At 71.8% G+C, this 20446-nt stretch carries 18 protein-coding genes, 2 tRNA genes and 1 riboswitch; of the genes, 11 read left to right on the top strand and 9 right to left on the bottom strand.

The annotated features are described in order from the left end of the window. Positions 1-236 precede the first annotated feature (236 nt). Positions 237-1646: a trigger factor gene (tig, locus tag HD595_RS27970; protein ID WP_253774080.1), complete on the bottom strand. Its 1410-nt coding sequence runs from the start codon at positions 1644-1646 to the stop codon at positions 237-239. Between the two features lie 180 nt (positions 1647-1826). Beyond that, the gene (locus tag HD595_RS27965; RefSeq protein ID WP_253774078.1) at positions 1827-2693 is read right to left on the bottom strand and encodes a helix-turn-helix domain-containing protein; all 867 of its coding nucleotides are present in this window, start codon (positions 2691-2693) and stop codon (positions 1827-1829) included. Positions 2694-2939: 246 nt separating this feature from the next. On the opposite strand from HD595_RS27965, the gene HD595_RS27960 reads away from it, so the two are divergent. Next, entirely contained in the window at positions 2940-3401 is a 462-nt protein-coding gene (locus HD595_RS27960; RefSeq protein ID WP_253774076.1) for an ATP-binding protein, read from the top strand. Positions 3402-3508: 107 nt separating this feature from the next. Here the strand turns inward: HD595_RS27960 and HD595_RS27955 are convergent. Then, positions 3509-3582, bottom strand: a tRNA-Pro gene (locus tag HD595_RS27955). A 90-nt stretch (positions 3583-3672) separates the two neighbouring features. On the opposite strand from HD595_RS27955, the gene HD595_RS27950 reads away from it, so the two are divergent. The 4 genes from HD595_RS27950 to HD595_RS27935 all read left to right on the top strand — a co-directional run bounded on the left by HD595_RS27950 (position 3673) and on the right by HD595_RS27935 (position 6472). Continuing rightward, a tRNA-Gly gene (locus HD595_RS27950) sits at positions 3673-3743 on the top strand. Positions 3744-3875: 132 nt separating this feature from the next. Beyond that, positions 3876-4403 carry a GNAT family N-acetyltransferase gene (locus tag HD595_RS27945; protein ID WP_253774074.1) on the top strand — a complete coding sequence of 176 codons (528 nt, stop codon included), beginning with the start codon at positions 3876-3878 and terminating at the stop codon, positions 4401-4403. Positions 4404-4436: 33 nt separating this feature from the next. Further along, complete coding sequence (locus HD595_RS27940; RefSeq protein ID WP_253774072.1) at positions 4437-5066, top strand: nucleoside/nucleotide kinase family protein; 630 nt, start codon at positions 4437-4439, stop codon at positions 5064-5066. Between the two features lie 95 nt (positions 5067-5161). Further along, positions 5162-6472, top strand: coding sequence for a TrpB-like pyridoxal phosphate-dependent enzyme (locus HD595_RS27935; RefSeq protein ID WP_253774070.1), 1311 nt, complete (start codon positions 5162-5164; stop codon positions 6470-6472). Between the two features lie 75 nt (positions 6473-6547). Here HD595_RS27935 and HD595_RS47280 read toward each other — a convergent pair whose 3' ends face one another. Continuing rightward, complete coding sequence (locus tag HD595_RS47280; protein WP_376768103.1) at positions 6548-6625, bottom strand: 50S ribosomal protein bL37; 78 nt, start codon at positions 6623-6625, stop codon at positions 6548-6550. Between the two features lie 155 nt (positions 6626-6780). Between HD595_RS47280 and HD595_RS27930 the strand changes: the two genes are divergently transcribed. The 3 genes from HD595_RS27930 to HD595_RS27920 all read left to right on the top strand — a co-directional run bounded on the left by HD595_RS27930 (position 6781) and on the right by HD595_RS27920 (position 9809). Continuing rightward, entirely contained in the window at positions 6781-7554 is a 774-nt protein-coding gene (locus HD595_RS27930) for a DeoR/GlpR family DNA-binding transcription regulator (RefSeq protein WP_253774068.1), read from the top strand. Between the two features lie 2 nt (positions 7555-7556). Beyond that, entirely contained in the window at positions 7557-8636 is a 1080-nt protein-coding gene (gene galT, locus HD595_RS27925; RefSeq protein WP_253774059.1) for a galactose-1-phosphate uridylyltransferase, read from the top strand. Positions 8637-8703: 67 nt separating this feature from the next. Beyond that, a riboswitch (cyclic di-AMP (ydaO/yuaA leader) is annotated at positions 8704-8842 on the top strand. A 4-nt stretch (positions 8843-8846) separates the two neighbouring features. After that, positions 8847-9809 carry a coiled-coil domain-containing protein gene (locus HD595_RS27920; protein ID WP_253774057.1) on the top strand — a complete coding sequence of 321 codons (963 nt, stop codon included), beginning with the start codon at positions 8847-8849 and terminating at the stop codon, positions 9807-9809. A 55-nt stretch (positions 9810-9864) separates the two neighbouring features. On the opposite strand, the gene katG is transcribed toward HD595_RS27920, so the two are convergent. The 3 genes from katG to HD595_RS27900 all read right to left on the bottom strand — a co-directional run bounded on the left by katG (position 9865) and on the right by HD595_RS27900 (position 14525). Continuing rightward, a complete protein-coding gene (katG, locus tag HD595_RS27915; protein WP_253774055.1) occupies positions 9865-12147 on the bottom strand; it encodes a catalase/peroxidase HPI in 2283 nt (760 codons plus the stop codon). Positions 12148-12379: 232 nt separating this feature from the next. Beyond that, the gene (locus HD595_RS27905; protein WP_253774053.1) at positions 12380-13588 is read right to left on the bottom strand and encodes a cation:proton antiporter domain-containing protein; all 1209 of its coding nucleotides are present in this window, start codon (positions 13586-13588) and stop codon (positions 12380-12382) included. Positions 13589-13649: 61 nt separating this feature from the next. Then, entirely contained in the window at positions 13650-14525 is an 876-nt protein-coding gene (locus tag HD595_RS27900) for a hypothetical protein (protein WP_253774052.1), read from the bottom strand. Positions 14526-15108: 583 nt separating this feature from the next. Between HD595_RS27900 and HD595_RS27895 the strand changes: the two genes are divergently transcribed. Both HD595_RS27895 and HD595_RS27890 read left to right on the top strand, forming a co-directional pair. Then, the gene (locus tag HD595_RS27895) at positions 15109-15816 is read left to right on the top strand and encodes a hypothetical protein (RefSeq protein WP_253774050.1); all 708 of its coding nucleotides are present in this window, start codon (positions 15109-15111) and stop codon (positions 15814-15816) included. Then, positions 15816-17072, top strand: coding sequence for a S8 family peptidase (locus HD595_RS27890; RefSeq protein ID WP_253774048.1), 1257 nt, complete (start codon positions 15816-15818; stop codon positions 17070-17072). Before HD595_RS27895 ends, HD595_RS27890 begins: the two co-directional genes overlap by 1 nt. On the opposite strand, the gene HD595_RS27885 is transcribed toward HD595_RS27890, so the two are convergent. Then, positions 17069-18373: a M50 family metallopeptidase gene (locus HD595_RS27885; protein WP_253774046.1), complete on the bottom strand. Its 1305-nt coding sequence runs from the start codon at positions 18371-18373 to the stop codon at positions 17069-17071. The genes HD595_RS27890 and HD595_RS27885 overlap by 4 nt on opposite strands. Positions 18374-18527: 154 nt before the next feature. Here HD595_RS27885 and HD595_RS27880 point away from each other — a divergent pair, with 154 nt between their 5' ends. Then, on the top strand, positions 18528-19133 hold the full coding sequence (locus HD595_RS27880; protein WP_253774044.1) for a response regulator transcription factor: 606 nt from the start codon (positions 18528-18530) through the stop codon (positions 19131-19133). A gap of 163 nt (positions 19134-19296) precedes the next feature. On the opposite strand, the gene HD595_RS27875 is transcribed toward HD595_RS27880, so the two are convergent. Further along, a complete protein-coding gene (locus tag HD595_RS27875) occupies positions 19297-20409 on the bottom strand; it encodes a PP2C family protein-serine/threonine phosphatase (protein WP_253774042.1) in 1113 nt (370 codons plus the stop codon). Positions 20410-20446: the final 37 nt, after the last annotated feature.

The following is a 20446-nucleotide window of genomic DNA, read 5'->3' as shown; positions in this document are numbered from 1 at the left end:
CCCCCAAATCGCGGGATTTGGGGGCTTCATCGCGCATCTGTGCACACGGCGCCGGCGCGGGACTCACGCGTGGCCGACGCGGCCGCACACGCCGGTGCGACCGCCATGCCCGCCGGACCCTCGGCGTACGGACCCTCGGCGTGCCGACGATCGGCGTGCGGAGCCGTGCGGGCGCTCAGCCGTGCGGGCGCTCAGCCGTGCGGCGGCGCGGCTCAGGGCGCGCGCCGCGACGGGCGTCAGGCCTGCGGCTTGTCCTCGGCCTCGGCGGTGGCCTCGGCGGCCTCGGCGCTGTCGGCCTCGGCGTCCTCCTCGACCGGCTCACCGTTGATCTCGGTGTAGATGGCCTTGAGGTCGACCTCGTTGCCGTCGCTGTCGACGACCTTGGCGGAGTCGCCGAGCACGGCCTTGGCCTTGTCACGGACGATCTCGACCATGGCCAGCGTGAGCTGGTCGTTGTCGGCCAGGTGCTGGGCGAGCTGGTTGGGCTGGACGCCCATCTCCATGGCGCGGCGCACCACGAAGTTGGTCAGCTCCTGCTCGCTGACACCCAGCTCCTCGGCCTTGACGATCTTGTCGAGGACGAAGCCGACCTTGATCGCCTTGCGCGAGCTCGTCTCGAACTCGGCGAAGCGCTCGTCCTCGGTCGTCTGGTAGAGACGGAAGAACGCGTCACGGCTCAGGCCGCTCTCGGCGATCTGGTGCTCGAGGTTGTGCTTGCGGGCGTCGACCTCGGCCTTGAGGGCGCTGTCGGGGATCGGGATGTCGATCTGCTCCAGCAGCGCGTCGAGGGCCTTGTCGCGGGCCTGGACGACCTGGTCGATGAGCTTGTTGCGGCGGGACTGCTCGCGGATGCTCGCCTTGAGCTCCTCCAGCGTGTCGAACTCGCTGGCGAGCTGCGCGAACTCGTCCTCGAGCTCGGGCAGGACCTTCTCCTTGACCGACTTGACGTTGATGATGACGTCGGCCTCCTCGCCGGCGTTCTCACCGCCGACGAGCTCGGTGCGGAAGGTCTTCTCCTCGCCCGCGGACATGCCCTCGAGCGCGGCGTCGAGGCCCTGGAGCACCGAGCCGGCGCCGACCTCGTAGGAGACCTCGCTGGCCTGCTGCTCCTCGATGTTCTTGCCGTCGATCTCGGCCCGCAGGTCCATGACGACGAAGTCGCCGGAGGTGGCCGGGCGCTCGACGCCGGTCAGCGTGGCGAAGCGCTGGCGCAGCGCGTCGAGCTGGGCGTCGACGTCGGCGTCGGTGACCTCGGCGGAGTCGACGGTGATCTCGACGCCCTTGTAGTCGGGGACGTCGAAGTTGGGCCGGATGTCGACCTCGGCGGTGAACTCGATCTGCTCACCGTCGTCGATCTTCGTGACCTCGATGTCGGGCTGGCTGACCGGGAACACGTCGACCTCGTCGACGGCCTGGCCGTACAGCTTGGGCACCGCGTCGTTGAGCGTCTCCTCCAGCACGACCGCGCGGCCGAAGCGCTGCTCGATGATGCGAGCCGGGACCTTGCCGGGACGGAACCCGGGGACCCGCACCTGCTGCGCGACCTTCTTGTACGCCGCATCCAGGCTGGGGCGCAGCTCGTCGAACGGCACCTCGACAGTGAGCTTCACCCGAGTCGGGCTGAGCTCCTCGACAGCGGTCTTCACGGGGTGGTCTCCTTGATCAAGCTTCGAGTGATCGCGGGCGCGTCCATTCGGTTCGGCTCACGCGCCGCGCCCACATGAGCGGCGCTGAGGCATGCTCCGCAACGGCGGGATACGAGCGCCGATGGCCAGTCTAGGGCAGGTGCGCACCCGACAGCGACGTGACGGGCCCCCGAACAGGCCTCAGAACTCCTCGGCGATCGTCCGCAGCAACGCGGCCGTCTCGTCGGGGGTGGTGCTGACGGCGCACAGCCGCTCCATCACCTCGGTGTAGCGGTCGACGTCCTCGCGTTTGTCGAGGTAGAGGGCGCTGGCGAGCTGCTCGACGTACACAACGTCCGGCAGCTCGCGGTCGGGGAAGCGCAGGATGCTGAAGGCGCCGCCCTCGGCGCTGTGTCCGCCGAAGCTGAACGGCATGATCTGGATCGTGATGTTGGGCTGGCGCATCAGGTCGGCCAGGTGCTCCAACTGGGCGCGCATGACCTCGGCGCCGCCGATGGGCCGGCGCAGCGCCGCCTCGTCGATGACCGCCCAGAAGATGGGGCCGCCGGGCCGGTCGAGGATGCGCTGGCGTTCGAGCCGCAGGTCGACGCGGCGGGCGATCTCGTCGGGGCCGACGCCGGCCGCTCCGGCGGTGACGACCGCCCGGGCGTACTCCTTGGTCTGCAGCAGGCCGGGCACGAACTGCACCTCGTACGTCCTGATCCGCTCGGCGGCCTCCTCTAGACCGACGTACGCCTGGAACCAGGTGGGCAGGACGTCGTTGAAGCGGTGCCACCAGCCGGGTTCGTTGGCCTTGGTCACCAGGTCGATGACGGCGGCGCGGGCCTCGGCGTCCGTCACGCCGTACAGGGTGAGCAGGTCGGCGACGTCGCGCTCCTTGAACCCGACGCGTCCCAGCTCCATGCGGCTGATCTTGGATTCGGAACCCCTGATCAGGTGGCCCGCCTCCTCGCGGGTGACGCCCTTCGCCTCCCTGAGCCGGCGCAGTTGGGAGCCCAGGAGAATGCGCAGCGCCGTAGGGCCGGAACCCGGCTGGTTCTGCGTCACTCTGCCTCCTATCAAGGTCCGCACACACAGTGACACCACATCGACGGGTATGACAAGGTCCCAACCTGGTGTCCGATTCGGTTAGCCATACCAGTAACCGCTCATGCTGTTGCACATTGCACATGCACGTGCATTTGGGTCTTGCAGGTTCCCGGATCCGTGACCCATGATGGTCTAGTGCATTTTGGCCAAACATGCACTAAATCGAGGGCTGCGGGAGGTATCGGCGGGATGGTGGAGGATTCCTTGGCCACTGCCGACTGCCTGCAGATCACCCGCGAGGTGGGCTTCGACAGCCTGCTGACGGCCGGCAAGCCGTACACCACGTCGTGTCCCCTTCCCTTCCAGGCCGACTCGGTGAAGACCGCGCGCGACGTCACGCGCTCGACGCTGCGGAGCTGGGGCCTGTCAGAGCTGAGCGACGACGCGGCGCTGGTGGTGTCGGAGCTGGTGACCAACGCGGTCAGGTACGCGATGTACTCCACGGCGCCGCAGGGCATCCAGCTGTTGCTGATGAGAGTGGCGCCGCACGTGCTGCTGGCCGTGGCGGACCCGAGCGACGAGGTGCCGACGCCCAAGGAGCCCGACTTCGTCTCGGAGAACGGGCGCGGGCTGTACATCGTCGAGACCTACAGCCAGTGCTGGGGCTGGGACCCGCTGGCGCGGGGCGGCAAGGCCGTCTGGGCGCTGTTCCGCGCCGACTCCTGAGTCGCGGGCTCTGGGATCACGGGGTCCGGTCACCCCTGAAAGCTTCGGGGCCGCCCCCTCAAGAGGAGGCCACGGGCCCCTCTCGGGTTGCCACGTACGTGGCAAAGTCGGGGCGACAGGATTTGAACCTGCGACTTCTTGCTCCCAAAGCAAGCGCGCTACCAAGCTGCGCCACGCCCCGTTCGCGTCGGGTACGCACACGCTCCGGGACTCCGGTACGCTTACGCCCTGACGACCGGTTGAAGTCTAGACCAGACCACGACCGGTTCGTGCGGACGTAGCTCAATGGTAGAGCCCTAGTCTTCCAAACTAGCTACGCGGGTTCGATTCCCGTCGTCCGCTCCCAGCACGAAGGCCCAGGTCAGGGAGATGATCCCGAGCCTGGGCCTTGTCGCGTCCGGGGGTCGCGCGCTTCCCGATGATCCCGATACCGGCATCCTTCGCAGATCGTCCATCGTGGAACAATGTGCCCCTATGCACTTCAGAACGGGCACACTGAACGACGTCGAGGTCATCGCGACCCTGCACACGGAGAGCTGGCGGAGCGCCTACGCCGGGATCATGCCCGGCTCCTACCTCGACGGCCCCCTCCTGGAGGAGCGGACCGCCCTGTGGGCCGACCGGCTCGCGCCCGGCCGGGCCGGCTCCGGCGAGGACCTCCTGCTGGTCGCCGAGGAGGACGGGGCCGTCGAGGGGTTCGTCTACCTGGCCCCGCAGCCCGACGGGCGTGTCCTGCTGGACAACCTCCACGTACGCCCCGCGCGCAAGCGCTCCGGCATCGGCCGCCTGCTCATGGGGCGGGCGTTCACCTGGGCGGCCGAGTGCCATCCCGGCAGGGCCGTCTACCTGGAGGTGCTCAGGGACAACGCGCCGGCCATCGCCTTCTACGAGCGGTGCGGCGGCAGCCCCGCCAGGGAGTTCATGGAGCTGCTCCCCGCGGGCTTCGAGCTTCCGGTGATCGAGTACGTCTGGACGCCGTCCGCCGTCGCCTCCTGGAACTGATCGCCCCGCGGAAGAGCGCGTAGGCTCGGGACGATGCGTGTGCGACCGATCTCGCCGGAGGCGCTGGCGGAGGAGCTGGCCGGGCGGATCGACGCCCTGCCGCGTGAGCGGCCGGCGCGGGTGCTGATCGACGGGGCGCCGCCCAGCGGGCCCGGACGGCTGGCCGACGCGCTGGTCGCACCGCTCAGGGTGCGCGGCCGGGCGGTGGTGCGGGTGAGCGCCGGCGACTTCCTGCGGCCCGCGTCGCTGCGCCTGGAGTACGGACGGACCGACCCCGACGTCTTCTACGACGACTGGCTCGACACCGGGGCGCTGGTGCGGGAGGTGCTCGGCCCCCTGGAGCCGGGCGGCACGGGCAAGGTGCTGCCGGCGCTGTGGGACAGCCGGGCCGACCGGGCCTACCGCCTGCCGTACGAGAGCCTGCCCGCGGGCGGGGTGCTGCTGCTCGACGGGACGCTGCTCCTGGGACGGGGGCTGCCGGCGGAGCTGAGCGTCCACCTGTGGCTGTCGGAGGCGGCGCTGGCGCGCGGCACCGGCGCGGACGAGCGGTGGCGGCTGCCCGCCTACGCGCGCTACGAGTGCGAGGCGCGGCCCCGCGAGAGCGCCGACGTCGTCGTGCGGGCGGACCGCCCCGGACACCCGGCGCTCGAAGAGCCGGGCTGACGCGGCACTCGAGGAGCCGGGCCCACACACCACTCGAAGAGCCGGACGCGGCGCGTGGCCTGGTACGACGGCCCGCTCCGGCGCAGACTGGAGAGGTGATCCCGAGCCACTGGTACAACATCGTGCCGGACCTGCCCGCGCCGCCTCCGCCGCCGTTGCACCCGGCGACCCGGCGGCCCGTGGGTCCCGGCGATCTCGCGCCGCTCTTCCCGATGGAGCTGATCGGCCAGGAGGTGAGCGGCGAGCGGTTCGTCGCGATCCCCGAGGAGGTGCTGGACGTCTACCGGCTGTGGCGGCCGACGCCGCTGCTGCGGGCGCGCCGGCTGGAGAAGGCGCTCGGCACCCCCGCCCGCATCTACTACAAGTACGAGGGCGGCTCCCCCGCCGGGTCGCACAAGCCGAACACCGCCGTACCGCAGGCGTACTACAACGCCCGCGAGGGCGTGCGGAAGCTGACCACCGAGACCGGCGCCGGGCAGTGGGGCAGCGCGCTGGCGTTCGCGTGCGCGCAGTTCGGGCTGGAGTGCGAGGTCTGGATGGTGCGCGCCTCCTACGACCAGAAGCCGTACCGCCGCTCGCTCATGCGGGTGTACGGCGCGACCGTGCACGCCAGCCCGTCGACCGTCACCAAGGCCGGGGCGCGGGTGCTGGCCGACGCGCCGGACTCGACGGGCAGCCTGGGCATCGCGATCAGCGAGGCGGTCGAGGTGGCCGGCGCGGGCGAGGACGTCAGGTACGCGCTCGGCTCGGTGCTCAACCACGTGCTGCTGCACCAGACGGTGATCGGCGAGGAGGCGCTCGCGCAGCTCGGCGAGGCGCCCGACGTCATCATCGGCTGCACCGGCGGCGGGTCCAACTTCGCGGGGCTGGTGTTCCCGTTCCTGCGGGAGAAGCTGGCCGGCCGCATCGACCCGGTCATCCGGGCCGTCGAGCCGGCCGCCTGCCCGTCGTTCACGCGCGGCGTGTACGCCTACGACTTCGGCGACACCGCCGGGTTCACCCCGCTGCTCAAGATGCACACGCTGGGCCACGACTTCGTGCCCGACCCGATCCACGCGGGCGGCCTGCGGTATCACGGCATGTCGCCGTTGCTGTCGCACATGTACGAGCTGGGGATGTTCGAGGCGGTCAGCAGGTCGCAGATCGAGTGCTTCGAGGCCGGTGTCCGCTTCGCCCGTACCGAGGGGATCGTCCCCGCGCCCGAGCCGACGCACGCGCTGGCCGAGACCATCGCCGAGGCGCTGCGCTGCAAGGAGAGCGGCGAGGCGAAGGTGATCCTGACGGCGCTGTGCGGTCACGGCCATTTCGACCTCGCCGCCTACGACCGTTACCTGTCGGGCGCGATGGAGGACTTCGCGCTGCCGCAGGAGCGCATCGACGAGGCGCTGGCCCGCCTTCCCGGCTGACCCGCCGCCCTTTCCCGCCCACAGGAACCCCTTCCCGGCTGAGCGAGCCCGTGCGGGCCCTCAGCCGGGCGGGTGTCAGCGTGCCGTGGGGCGCTTGCCGTGGTTGGCCCTCTTCTTCTTGCGTGCCCTGCCCTTGCGTGCGCGCCTGGCCATGCGGGCCTCCTCCTGCGGGAGCGGATGCGCGCGCGTCGGATGCGCGCGCGTCTCCAACGTCTCCCGCCGCCGCTCGCGGCACAAGAGTGAGGCTGGTCAACATTCCCCAACACCGCCATGTCATAATTTGGTGGAATCTGTTGGAAGGAGCGGGCGTGCTCGCACAGCAGCGGCAGCAGACGATCCTGGAGCGCGTGCGCAGCAGCGGCGGCGTCCGGGTGGCCGACCTCGTGCGTGAGCTCGGCGTCTCCGACATGACGATCCGCCGCGACCTGGAGGTGCTCGCCGAGCGCGGCCTGCTGGCCAAGGTCCACGGCGGCGCGACGGCCCTGGACCAGGGGTCCACGGAGGAGCCGGGCTTCACCGCCAAGTCGGCCCGCCAGCAGCGGGAGAAGGAGGCCATCGCGCGGGCCGCCGCCGAGTTCGTCCGGCCCGGCACCGCGGTGGCGCTGTCGGCGGGCACCACGACGTGGGCGCTGGCCCACCACCTGACGGGCGTGCCGGAGCTGACCGTCATCACGAACTCGGTGCCCGTGGCCGACGTCTTCCACCGCAACCCGCGCCCCGACCGCACGGTCGTGCTGACCGGGGGCGTGCGCACGCCGTCCGACGCGCTGGTGGGGCCGGTCGCGGTGGCCGCGATCCGCAGGCTGCACGTGGACACGCTGTTCCTCGGGGTGCACGGCATGAGCGTGCGGGCGGGCTTCACCACGCCGAACCTGCTGGAGGCGGAGACCGACAGGGAGCTGGTGGCCGCGGCCCACCGGCTGGTGGTCCCCGCCGACCACACGAAGTGGAACACGGTCGGCATCAGCACGATCGCCGAGCTGGCCGAGGCCGACGTCGTCATCACCGACGCGGGGCTGCCCGAGGACGCACGTACCGAGCTGGCCGAACGGGCCGGACAACTGATCATCGCTGAGGGGTAGCCGTGAAGCGCACCATCACCCATCTGGCCGACGGCCGGGAGCTCATCTACTTCGACCGCCGGGACGACGCCGACCGCGGCGCGATCGACCGCCGGCCGCTCGATCCGCGTCCGGTGGCGTCCGAGCTGCGTTACGACCCGCTGACCGAGGAGTGGATCGCGGTCGCGGGGCACCGGCAGACGCGCACGTTCATGCCGCCGGCTGACGAGTGCCCGCTGTGCCCGTCGTCGGACACGCGCGCCTCGGAGATCCCGGCGCACGACTACGACGTGGTCGTCTTCGAAAACCGCTTCCCGTCCTTCTCCATGAATCTCGGGATTTATGGGGACGTGGGCGGTCTGAGCGAGGTGCGTCCGGGCGTGGGGAGGTGTGAGGTGGTGTGCTTCACCTCGGAGCACTCCTCGTCGTTCTCCCGGCTCTCCGACGCGCAGGTCGAGCTGGTGATGGAGGCGTGGGCGGACCGCACGGCGGAGCTGTCCGCGATCGACGGCGTGGAGCAGGTCTTCTGCTTCGAGAACCGCGGCGAGGAGATCGGCATCACGCTGACCCACCCGCACGGCCAGATCTACGCCTACCCGTTCGTCACGCCCCGCACGCGGCTCCAGCTCGGCGCCGCCGCGCGGCACGCGGCCCGGCACGGGGGCAACCTGTTCGCGGACGTGCTGGCGGCCGAGCGCGCCGCCGGGACGCGGGTGGTGGCCGCCAACGAGCTGTGGACGGCGTTCGTGCCGGCGGCGGCGCGCTGGCCGTACGAGGTGCACGTCTATCCGCACCGGCAGGTGCCCGACCTCGCCGCGCTGGCGGAGGAGGAGCGGGCCGCCTTCGCGCCGCTCTACACCTCGGTGCTGCGGGCGCTGGACGGGATGTTCGGCGTCGCCATGCCGTACGTGTCGGCCTGGCACCAGGCTCCGGTACGGCAGGACCGCGAGCTGGCGTACCTGCATCTGGAGCTGTTCAGCATCAGGCGGGCGCCCGGCAAGCTGAAGTACCTGGCGGGGTCGGAGTCGGCGATGGGCGCCTTCGTCAACGACGTGCTGCCCGAGGAGGCGGCGCGGCTGCTCCGATCACAGGTAGATCACTGATTGATCTCCGCTTGGAGTCGCATTACTGGGGTTTTACCACTAACATCCCTTTTGTCCCGGTCGTCACGGCCGGGACCCGCCTAATCCCGGGCGCGTCGCCCGGGAGCCGGGGACCCACCGTACCTGGGGTGAATCCACGTCGTCCGTGGTAGGGACCTCCCATCCCGAACCCGTCAGCTAACCCGGCCGGCAGAGGGAGAGGAATCCTTCGTGGCGTCCGCGCCCCCCACGCGCTTTGCCATCAACTTCGTCATCGGCCTCGTGATCGCCGTCGTCGCCTTCGGCGCGGCCAGCGCGACCGCGGCCCCCAAGCCCAGCGAGTCCGAGCTGCGCGCCGAGCTGAAGCACCTGAACGCCAAGGTCGACAAGCTCATCGAGAGCTACAACGCCAAGCGGGTCGAGCTGGCCGAGGCCCAGCGGGCGGCCGAGACGGCCGGCAAGCGGCTGACCGCCGCGGAACAGGCCGTCGCCGCGGCGGAGAGCCGGGTCGCCCAGATCGCCCAGATGCGCTACCAGAGCGGCGACCCGGCCGTGCTCGGCTTCGTCTTCCCCGGCAACACCACCGGGGCGGCCGTCCTGGAGCAGATGATCGCCGAGCAGCAGGCGGTCGTGCGCAATGTCGCCCGGGCCCGCGACGAGCAGCGCGAGGCCGCCGAGGAGGCCACCGCCCTGGCCGCCCGGATCCGCACCGAGGCGGCGGACGTCGCCAGGCGGCGCGACGAGGCGCAGGACGTCATCGACGCCATCGAGAAGAAGCTCAAGGACCTCGTCCCGGTCAGCACCGGCCGCCGCTCCGACGGCACCTGGGCGCCCGAGCTGCCCTCGGGCTCCGACAACATCACCCCTCGCACCCGGGCGATGCGCGCGCTGGTCGAGAAGAACTTCTCCCTGCCGTTCACGGTCGGCTGCTTCCGCTCGGGGTCGAGCGGCGAGCACCCCCTGGGGCGGGCGTGCGACTTCATGATGAGCACGGGCGGCACCATGCCCAGCGCGGCCAACAAGGCCCTCGGCGACCGCGTCGCGGCCTGGGCGCTGGAGAACCGGGCCAAGCTCGGGGTGAAGTACGTGATCTGGCAGCAGCGCATCAACATGGGCTCCGGCTGGCGGGCCATGGAGGATCGCGGCAGCATCACCGAGAACCACTTCGACCACGTGCACATCTCGATGAACTGAACCCGGGACGACGCCCCCGCCGCCGTCCTCGGCGGCGGCGGGGGCGTCTCCGCGTCTAGGGCCGGGCGAGGTCGAACCGGTCGAGCTCCATGACCTTGGTCCAGGCCGCGACGAAGTCGGTCACGAACTTCTCCCGGGCGTCCCGGCTCGCGTAGACCTCGGCGAGGGCCCGCAGCTGCGAGTTGGACCCGAAGATGAGGTCGACCACGGTGGCGGTCCACTTCACCTCGCCGGTGGCCACGTCGCGGATCTCGTAGACGTGCTCCTCGGACTCCGACGCCTTCCACCGGGTGCCCGGGGAGAGCAGGTTGACGAAGAAGTCGTTGGTGAGCACGCCGGGCCGGTCCGTGAGGACGCCGTGCCGCGAACCACCGACGTTGGCTCCGAGCGAACGCAGGCCGCCGACCAGGACGGTCATCTCGGGCGGGGTCAGGTTGAGCATGTACGCGCGGTCGACGAGCAGCACCTCCGGCTGGGTCTTCTCGCCGGCGCGCAGGTAGTTGCGGAACCCGTCGGCCCGCGGTTCGAGGACCGCGAAGGTCTCGGCGTCGGTCTGCTCCTGGGTGGCGTCGGTGCGGCCCGGCCGGAACGGCACCGTCACCGTCACCCCCGCGTCGCGTGCCGCCTTCTCGACGGCCGCCGATCCGGCCAGCACGATCAGGTCGGCGAGCGAGATCTTCGCGCCGCCGGCCTCGTTGAACTCGCGCCGGATGCCCTCGAGGGTGTCCAGGACCGTCGCGAGCTGCTCGGGCTGGTTGACCTCCCAGCCGCGCTGCGGTTCGAGACGGATCCGGGCGCCGTTGGCGCCGCCGCGCTTGTCGGTGGAGCGGAAGCTCGCGGCGGAGGCCCAGGCAGTGGAGACGAGCTGGGCGGTCGTGAGGCCGGACTCCAGGACCTTCGTCTTGAGTGCGGCGATCTCGGCGTCACCCACGAGCTCGTGGTCGACGGCCGGCACCGGGTCCTGCCACAGCTGGGGCTCGGCGACCCACGGCCCGAGGAAGCGGCTGACCGGGCCCATGTCGCGGTGCAGCAGCTTGTACCAGGCCTTGGCGAAGGCCAGCGCGAACTCGTCGGGATTCTCCATGAAGCGCCGGGAGATCTTCTGGTACACCGGGTCGACGCGCAGCGACAGGTCGGTCGTGAGCATCGTCGGCCGGTGCTTCTTCGACGGGTCGTGGGCGTCCGGGATGATCGCCTCGGCGTCCTTCGCGACCCACTGCTTGGCGCCGCCGGGGCTCGTGGTGAGCTCCCACTCGTGGCCGAAGAGGATCTCGAAGAAGCGGTTGCTCCACTGCGTCGGCCGGTCGCTCCACGTCACCTCCAGACCGCTGGTGATCGTGTCAGCGCCCTTGCCGGTGCCGTGGCTGCTCAGCCAGCCCAGTCCCTGCGCCTCCAGCGGCGCGGCCTCGGGCTCGGGCCCCACGTGGTCGTCCGCGACGCCGGCGCCGTGGGTCTTGCCGAACGTGTGGCCGCCGGCGATGAGGGCGACGGTCTCCTCGTCGTTCATCGCCATCCGGGCGAAGGTCTCGCGGATGAAGTGCGCCGCCGCGGCCGGGTCCGCGTTGCCGCGGGGACCCTCCGGGTTGACGTAGATGAGGCCCATCTCGGTCGCGCCGAAGTTCGGCACCATCTCGCTGTCGGTGACGTACCGCTCGTCGCCGAGCCAGGCGTCCTCCGGGCCCCAGAAGATCTCCTCAGGCTCCCAGACGTCCTCGCGGCCGAAACCGAAGCCGAAGGTCTTGAAGCCCATCGACTCCAGGGCGACGTTGCCGGCGAGCACGAGCAGGTCGGCCCACGAGATCTTCTGGCCGTACTTCTGCTTGACCGGCCACAGCAGCCGGCGGGCCTTGTCGAGGTTGGCGTTGTCGGGCCAGCTGTTGAGCGGCGCGAAACGCTGGGCGCCGTCGCCGGCCCCGCCGCGGCCGTCATGGATGCGGTAGGTTCCCGCGGCGTGCCAGCTCATCCGGATCATGAGACCGCCGTAGTGGCCGAAGTCGGCCGGCCACCAGTCCTGCGAGGTGGTGAGCGTCTCGATGATGTCCTGCTTGAGCGCCTCGACGTCGAGCTTCGCGAACTCCTTGGCGTAGCTGAAGCCCTCGCCCAGCGGGTTGCCCTTGGACGAGTGCGCGCGCAACACCGACAGGTCGAGCTGGTTGGGCCACCAGTCCCGGTTCGTGCGCGGACGGCCGCCGGTCTTGGGAGTCGGCGAGTCGATGGCCGGGTTCTCGCTCTCGCTGCCGTGCGCGGTCACGGAGTCGTGCGCGACCGGGCAGCCGGCCGCCGCCTTCTCGTCCACGCCCTGCGCGCTGGAAGGGGGGTTGTTCTGGGTGTCGCTCATCTGTCCCTCCGTAATGCCGGATCTACCGGGTGATCGCCTTGGTACGAGCGGAACTGCGCATCCGGCCCGCCGGTACGACCGCCCGCTGCGAGTCACGGGTGGAGGACAAGCACCATGTCGTGTGCCGCTCCTGCGGTGCCATCGCGGACGTCGCCTGTTGGGGCACCTACCCCGACCGTGCGATTAGACGCATTGCCCAGTTCGTCCCAGTTCACACCCGGCGGATGGTCTGTCAGCCTTGGTGGTCATGGCCGTCGCCGGCCCCGGTGACGGCCCGTACGTACCGGGCGGCCAGGGGTCTGGCGCTGAGGCCGTGCAGCAGGACGCTCAGGAGCACGGTCAGGCCGATGACGGCGGCGGCGTCACCCGCGGCGGTCCCGAGCTCCTCGACCGCGAGCAGGGCGAAGACCAGCGAGGCGAGTCCCCGGGGCCCGAACCAGCCGACGAACAGCACGGTGGCGCGGCCGAGCCCGGCACCGGCGCAGGCCAGCGCGACGGGCGCCATCCGCAGCACGGTCAGGCTCAGCAGCGCGTACACCACGACGGCGGGCTGGACCCGGCCGGCCACCATCGGCACGGCGACCGCGCCGAACGCGAGCCAGACCAGCAGCGACACCAGGCCGCCCGCCTGCTCCAGGAAGACCAGCTCGGCGGGGCCCCGCGGACCGGCCGCCGCGCCGAAGGCGAGACCTGCACAGAAGGCCGCGACGAAACCGTTGCCGTGGACGGCGAGCGAGGCCGTGTAGGCGACGATCGCGAGGGCGAGGACGGCGACGCCCGCCCAGTCGTCGGCGGCCCATCCCCGGCGGCGCGCCCACCGCAGCAGCCCGCCGCCGGCCAGGCCGCTGACCGCGCCCACCAGCACGCCGATGCCGAGCTCGGCGAGCGCCGCCCAGCCGTGGACGCCCCCGAGCCCCTCCGCCGAGGCGGCCCCGGCGATGGCCAGGACGACCACGGGCGTGACGACGCCGTCGTTGAGGCCGCTCTCGACGGTGATCAGCCGCCGGACGTCCACCGGCACCGCCGGGTTGGTGACCACCGGAAGCCCCAGGGCCGCGTCGGTCGGCGCCAGGGCGGCCCCCACCAGCAGGGCGAGCCAGCCGCCGAGGGCCGGGAAGAGCAGGTCCGCCAGCGCCCATCCGGCCAGGACGGTGAGGGGCAGCCCGACGGCCAGCAGGCGCAGGTACCGGCCGAGGTCGCGGCGCACCTGGCTGAGGGGCACCCCCGCGGCGTCGGAGAACAGCACCCACACCAGGGTGATCTCGACCAGGGGCTTCAACGTCCGGGCGGTCACGGGCTGCGGGCCGACCAGGCCGGCCTCGGCGACGAGCCAGCCCGCGGCGACGAAGACGATCGGCGCGGTCAGGTCGGCGCGCTGGAGGCGCCCCGACACGACCCCCCACAGGAAGATCGCCGCAGCGGTGACCAGCAGCGCCGTCATGCCCGAGCCGCCCCCTCCCCCAGGGTCCTTCCTTCGAGGTGTACCCCGGGGGCGCCCCGGCTCAGAGCATCTGCGGCTCGCCGACCGGGCTGTCCGCCTCCCAGTCGATGGCGACCTTCTGCGGGTCCTCGGGAGCGATCTTGGCGGGCAGCGCGGTGCCCGGCACGAGCCGGGTCAGGTGCGGCCGCGGGACCCGGTGGGCCAGGCGCACCTCGTACGGCCGGTACGGCCCGGTCACCCGCAGGTCGAAGCCCACGACCGGGTCGCCGTCGCCGGAGGTCATGCCGTTCATCGTGAACGTCCCGAGGATGGTCACGGTGGCGGGCACGCCACGGGCCAGGATGTCGGCGGCCGACACCTGCTGACCGGCCGCCGCGGGCCGGGAGGCCGGGCCCGCGGCCTGCGACCAGTCGATCGCCAGGCGGGCGGGGTCGTGCGGGTCGACGCGGACGGCGAGGGGGGATCCGGGCAGGACGGCGCCCACGAGCAGGCGCGGGATCGGCTCGCGGTGCGCCACGCGGTACGGCTCCGAGCCGGGCCGGCGGACCTCCAGCTCGAACACGGCCATGGGCAGGTCGTTGACCGTCACGCCCGTGTCGCGCATCGACAGGACGACGGCGCTGGCCGGCGACCCGTTGAGGAGGAGGTCGCGGTTGCCCCCGGCCAGGTCCTTGATCATGCCGAACACGCCGCCCGAGCCGGCCGGCCTGAGGGCGCCGTCCATGGACGACATGGCCGCGCCCATCGACCGGTTGACCAGGCCGAAGACGACCAGGAAGGCACCCGGGGCGGTGAGCGTCATGCCGGCGGAGAAGGCCACGCCGGCCCATCCGGGCATGGGCCACATCGTCATCCCCAGGACCCCGGCGCCCAGCAGGACGAGGCCGCTCCCCACCACGGCCGCCCCGACGGGGAGCAGCTTTCCCTTCTTCGCCATCTGCGTTCCTTACTCGCCTGGACGACTTGTGCGATCACAGGAGACACGGGACCGCTTGCGTGGCGGTTGCATGGCGTTTGCCCGCGCCTGTACGGGTTTCGAAGCCGCGTCGCGAGCCGGGAACCCCTCGGCCCGCGATGTCGTTTGTGACCGATAAGGTCCAAAAAGCCGTGAGCGCCCCCTGTGGTCTGAGGGGCGTCTGGGACGCACCACTGGAGAGCCGATGACGTACCCGCCGCCTGGTCAGGGGCCGGGATATCCCGCCCCGCAGCCGTCCGGCGGACATCCCGCCCCGTACCATCCGCAGGCGTACCCGCCGCCGGGAGCGCCGGGACCGTACGGGCCGCCGCAGGGCGCGCCGGGACCGTACGTCCAGCCGCCCGGCGGACCGGGACCCTACGGGCCACCGCCGCAGAGCGGGCCGGAGCCCTACGGTCCACCGCCGGGCGGGCCGGGACCCTACGGGCCGCCCCAGGGCGGACCAGGACCCTACGGTCAGGGCGGGCCGGGAGCCTACGGGCCGCCGCCGCAGGCGCCCGAGTCCGGGCCGCCCAAGCGGGGGGTCGGGCGGATCGTCGCCGGGGTGCTCGTGGCCGGGTTCGGCCTGGTGTCCGCGCTCGGCGGCGGCCTGCTCGTCCAGCACGCCGTCCGCAACAGCGACCAGAAGATCCGCAACAAGCAGTACTCCATGGACCTGTGGCGCAACGTGCCCGTCGAGAAGATGTTCCCCGCCGCGATCGGCCGCGAGGACCCGGAGAAGAAGAGCGACGGCCCCGACGACGAGCGCGGCTGGACCAGGGCCGCCATCTCCTCCAGCACCTCGTGCGACGCCGCGCTGTCCGGCGGCCTGGTCAAGCTCGCCGCCCAGCGCGGCTGCGTCGCGGCCCTTCGCGCCACGTACGTCGACGACACCGGGGGCACGGCCGCGACCGTCGCGATCATCGCCTTCCGCGACCTGTCCGCCAAGGAGGACCTCGGCGACCACATCCGTGACGGACGGGACAAGGCGGACCACGTCGTGCGCGCCCTCGCGGCGCCCGGCACGCAGTGGAAGGACGCGGCCCGCACGGGCGACGGCGGCAGGGCGGTGTTCGACATGTACACACCGATGTTCGTGGCGGTCACCGCGGGCCCGGCCGACGGCAGGCGCCCCGGCCGGCTGCCCGACCCCTGGGGCAACCGGCCGCTGGAGCAGAAGGACGACCGCTCGGCCTGGAGCTCCACGGCCGAGGGGCTGGCCGAGAACGTGGCCACCCGGCTGGCCAACCAGATCCCGAAGGTGGGTGCTTGATGAGGAGAGTGGCGGCCACGGCCGTCCTGACCGCCGGGCTCGTCGCCGCCGCGGCGGTCCCGGGCGCGGCCGACGCGCAGCGTGGCTTGGAGCTCGCCGACGCACAGCATGCTCGGGAGCTCGCCGACGCGCCGCACGGCTGGGAGCAGGCGGCCATGCGCGTGCCGGGCGCCCAGCGGATCGCCGAGGGCAAGGGCGTCACCGTCGCGGTCCTCGACACGGGCGTGATGAAGGGCCACCCGGAGTTCAGGGGCAGGGTGACGAGCGGCCCCGACTTCATCGGCGGCGGCGCCCGTCCCGGCCAGAGCTACTGGGGCGGGCACGGCACGGCCATGGCCTCCAGTGTGCTGCACGTGGCGCCGGACTCGCGGGTGCTGTCCGTACGGGTGATCTGGGACCGCGAGGACCCGGCCCGCAAGCGGGCGGAGAAGGCGGCCAAGGACGGCAAGATCGGAGCCGACAAGGAGAGCGAGCGCGCCGGCAACGCCCTGGCGAAGGGCATCCGCTACGCCGTCGATCACGGCGCGCGGGTCGTCTCCATGTCGCTGGGCACCGCGGAGTGGGGCTGGGGCGGCTACGAGGACGACACGGCCGCGGCCGTGGACTACGCGGTCGGCAAGGGCGTGATCCTCGTGGCCAGTGCCGGCAACGGCGGCTCCACCGACCCGCTGGAGGTGGACGCCAACAACACCATGTCGTACCCGGCCGGCTATCCGGGGGTGATCGCGGTGGCGGCGCTGGCGCCGGACGGTGTGCGGGCGGAGTTCTCGCAGGTGCACACGTACAACACGATCGCCGCTCCGGGCGTCGACATCTACGCCGCCCGCAACACCGGCGGCTACGAGGCGGGCGACGGCACCTCGCCGGCCTGCGCGCTGGTGGCGGGCACCGCGGCGCTGATGCTGTCGGCCAACCCGAAGCTGACGCCCCGGCAGGTGCGCGACATCCTCGTCAGGACGGCCCGCAAGCCGCCGGCCGGCTACACGCCGTTCCTCGGCTTCGGGCTGGTGAACGCGGAGGCGGCGGTGAAGGCGGCGTCCACGGCCACGGCGGCGAAGATCGCGGCCGTGCCGTACAAGGGGAAGCAGTACTTCGGGGACGGGCCGGTCGGCTCGCCCGTCGGCCATCCGCCGATCGACCAGACCATGCTCTGGGTGGGCGGCGGGGCGATCGGCGTCGGCGTGCTGTGCGGGGTGGGCACGTTCTTCCTGTTCCGCCGCCCACGGGCCCGGCGCGGGCGGCGGGCGGCCGCCTAGCCGGCCAGCTTGAGGGGGTTGAACAGGTCGGCGTAGACGAGCAGCCCGGCCATGACGATCATCACGAGGGCCAGCGTGTACGTCAGCGGCAGCACCTTGGCGATGTCCACGTACGCGGGCTCCGGCCGGCGGGTGATCCGGGCGAAGCCCCGCTTGAGGCCCTCCCACAGGCCGCCCGCGATGTGGCCGCCGTCGAGCGGCAGCAACGGGATGAGGTTGAACATGCCGATCGCGAGGTTGAAGCCGGCCAGCAGGTTCACCACGTTGAAGATCTTCATCTCGGTGGTCATGTCCGAGGAGAGGATCTCGCCGCCCAGCCGACCGGCGCCCACGACGCCGACGGGCCCCTCGGGGTCGCGCTCCTGCCCGGAGAAGGCGGCGTGCCAGATGCCGACCATCTTCTCCGGCAGGTTGAGCAGCGACCCGGCGACCCGGCCGGTCAGCTCGCCCATGTAGCCGACGACCATGCCGAAGCTCTGCTTCTCCATCACCCGGTCGGGCAGCACGCCGAGGAAGCCGACGCCCTTGTCGATCTTATTCGGGTCGGTCAGCGAGGGCCGGTCCTGGGCGATGAGCGTGACGGGCAGCGTCATCGGCTTGCCGGCCCGCACGATGCCCAGCGAGACGGTGCCGGCGCCGTGCCCGCGGATGAGGCGGGTGGCGTCGTCCCAGGTGGCGATCTTCTGACCGTCGAAGGAGACGATCCGGTCACCCGGCTTGAGCCCTGCCTTGGCGGCGGGGGTCGGCTGGTCGGTGGGACGGCAGTCGGCGCGCTTCTCACTGGCCGGGATGACGCAGGTGTTGGTCTGCGGCGAGACGATCGGGGCGTAGGTGGGCAGGCCGATGCCGACGAGCAGGATCGAGAACAGGATGAACGACAACACGAAGTTCATGGCCGGGCCGCCGGACATGATGATGACCTTCTGCCACCACTTCTTGCGGTAGAACACCCGGTCCTCGTCGCCGGGGCGGACCTCCTCCATGGACGCCTCGCGGGCGGTCTCGATGAGGCCCTGGAACGGCCCGGTCGAGGTGCCGCGGAGCTTGCCCGGAGCGTCGCCCGGCCGCGGTGGCAGCATGCCGATCATGCGGATGTAGCCGCCCAGCGGGATCCACTTGATGCCGTACTCGGTCTCGCCCCGGCGGATCGACCATGCGGTCGCGCCGAAGCCCACCATGTACTGGGGCACCCGGACGCCGAAGATCTTGGCCGGCACGAGGTGTCCCAGCTCATGCAGCGCGATGGAGGCCATCAGTCCGAGAAAGAAGACGGCGATCCCGGCCACGAACAGCCAGTTCATCTAGGCGCTCTCCAGGTAAACGGACGGTCCCGACCACCCAAGACTAGTCGAACTCTCCGCACCTGAATGGCTTGCGCCCCCTTTGGGGAACCGAGAGACTTCGTTGACAGTATGCGATCATACGATCACCCTGGGGTATGACGAAGGGAGCGCCTTGATCCGGATCCTGGTCGCCGAGCATCTGCCCCTGGTACGGCGCGGCCTGGTGGCCGCCCTCGGCGCCGAGCCCGGGATGCGGGTCGTGGCCGAGGTCGGCGGCGCCGAGGACGTGGTGCCGGCGGCGCTGGCGTCCGGGGCCGACACGGCGGTCGTCGATCTCGACCTGCCCGGCGCGGGCGGCCTGCCCGTGCTGGCGGCGCTGCACGAGAAGGCGCCTGGCTGCCGGGCGCTGGTGCTGTCCGCCCAGCCCAGCCCGGGGCAGGTGCGCCGGGCGTTCGCCGCGCACGCGCTCGGCTTCATGAGCCTGGACGTGGCGCCCGAGCGGCTGGCCGACGGGCTGCGGCAGGTCGCGGCGGGCCGGCGCGCGGTCGACTCCGAGCTGGCCGCCGCCGCGCTCCAGTCGGCGGCCAACCCGCTGACCCGGCGGGAGCTCGACGTGCTGCGCGCCGCGGCCGGCGGGGCCCGTTCGGCGGAGATCGCCGACCAGCTCTGCCTGTCGGTCGGCACGGTGCGCAACCACCTGTCGCGGGTCATCTGCAAGACGGGGGCCCGCAACCGGGTCGACGCGATCCGCATCGCCAGCGACTCCGGCTGGCTCTGAGCCGGCGCCCGTCTTCCGGGAAGAAGCCGGACCCCGGAAGAAGCCGCGCCGCTCCCCCGGGGCCCGGGCACATGGGCAAGCAGTACGACGATCTCAGGACGGAGATCCGGCGGCCAGTGACGGTGTTCACCATTCACCCGTGTGGTTCGTCATGGCCGGAGCGTCACGGCCGCCAGATGAGCACCAGCGCGCAGTCGTCGTTGTGCCCGGAGGACATGGCGTTGACCAGCGCCCGCGCGCCGTCGTGGAAGCCGGAGGTGAGCAGCCGCTCCGCCTCGCCGAGCAGCTTGTCCAGGCCCGCGTCGATGTCGCGCCCGGGCTGCTCGATCAGCCCGTCGGTGAAGAACATCAGGGCGTCGCCCCTGCGCAGCGTGCCGCTGTCGGGCTCGCAGTGCAGGTCGGGCACCACGCCGAGGACCACTCCCTTGGCCGAGGCGACCCGCCAGTTGCCGGTGCCCGCGTCGAACTTCACCACGGGCGGGTGCCCGGCCGAGGTGATCGTGTAGTCACCGGAGGCCAGGTCGAGGCGCACGTGGACGGCGGTCACGAAGCCCTCGTCGCCGCGCTGGCGGTGCAGGTAGGCGTTGCAGGCGGCCAGGAAGTCGTCGGCCGAGCCGAGCAGGCCGCCGAACGTGCCGGACAGCATCAGCGCCCTGGTGCCCGCGTCGACACCCTTGCCGGAGACGTCGACCAGGGCGATGTCCACCTGGTCGCCGTCGCGCTTGGAGACGAGGAAGTCGCCGCCGAAGGAGGAGCCGCCCGCCTGCTTGAGCACCACCCGGCCGCCCCAGTCCTTGGGCAGGGGCGGCAGCTCGCCCTGACCGCGCAGCCGGTCGCGCAGCTCCAGCAGCATCGCGTCGCCGCGCAGCCCCTGCACGCCGAGCTTGCCGCGGGTGCGCGCCATGAGCACGGCGAGCACGGTCGTGAACCCGATCGTCACCATGAGCCCGAGCCCGATGCGGCCCACGCCCAGGGTGAGGGCGATGTAGCCGAGGGCGACCGCGACCGCGCCGAGCAGCTTGGCCAGGCTCGCCAGCCGCAGTTGGAGGCCGCCGACGAGGGTGATGAGGATGAGCAGCGACGGCGAGAACCACTCGGTGGACACGCGCGCCGCGAGCAGGCCGACGAGGAGCGTCAGCATGGTGAGCGTGACGAGCAGGTTGCGGTCGCGGGACAGGGTTCGGCGGAGGAAGCGGACGGCGGGCACCAGCAGCGGCACCCGCACCAGGAGCGCGCGGAGCCGTGGCGGGATCAGCGGCGCCGGTCGGGAACTCATGATGCGTGTGACTGTATCGGTCTGACCCCGGTTTGGG

This window comes from Nonomuraea roseoviolacea subsp. carminata (assembly GCF_024172185.1).
Classification (GTDB): Bacteria; Actinomycetota; Actinomycetes; order Streptosporangiales; family Streptosporangiaceae; genus Nonomuraea; species Nonomuraea roseoviolacea.
This window is presented reverse-complemented; position numbering and strand designations above follow the sequence as displayed.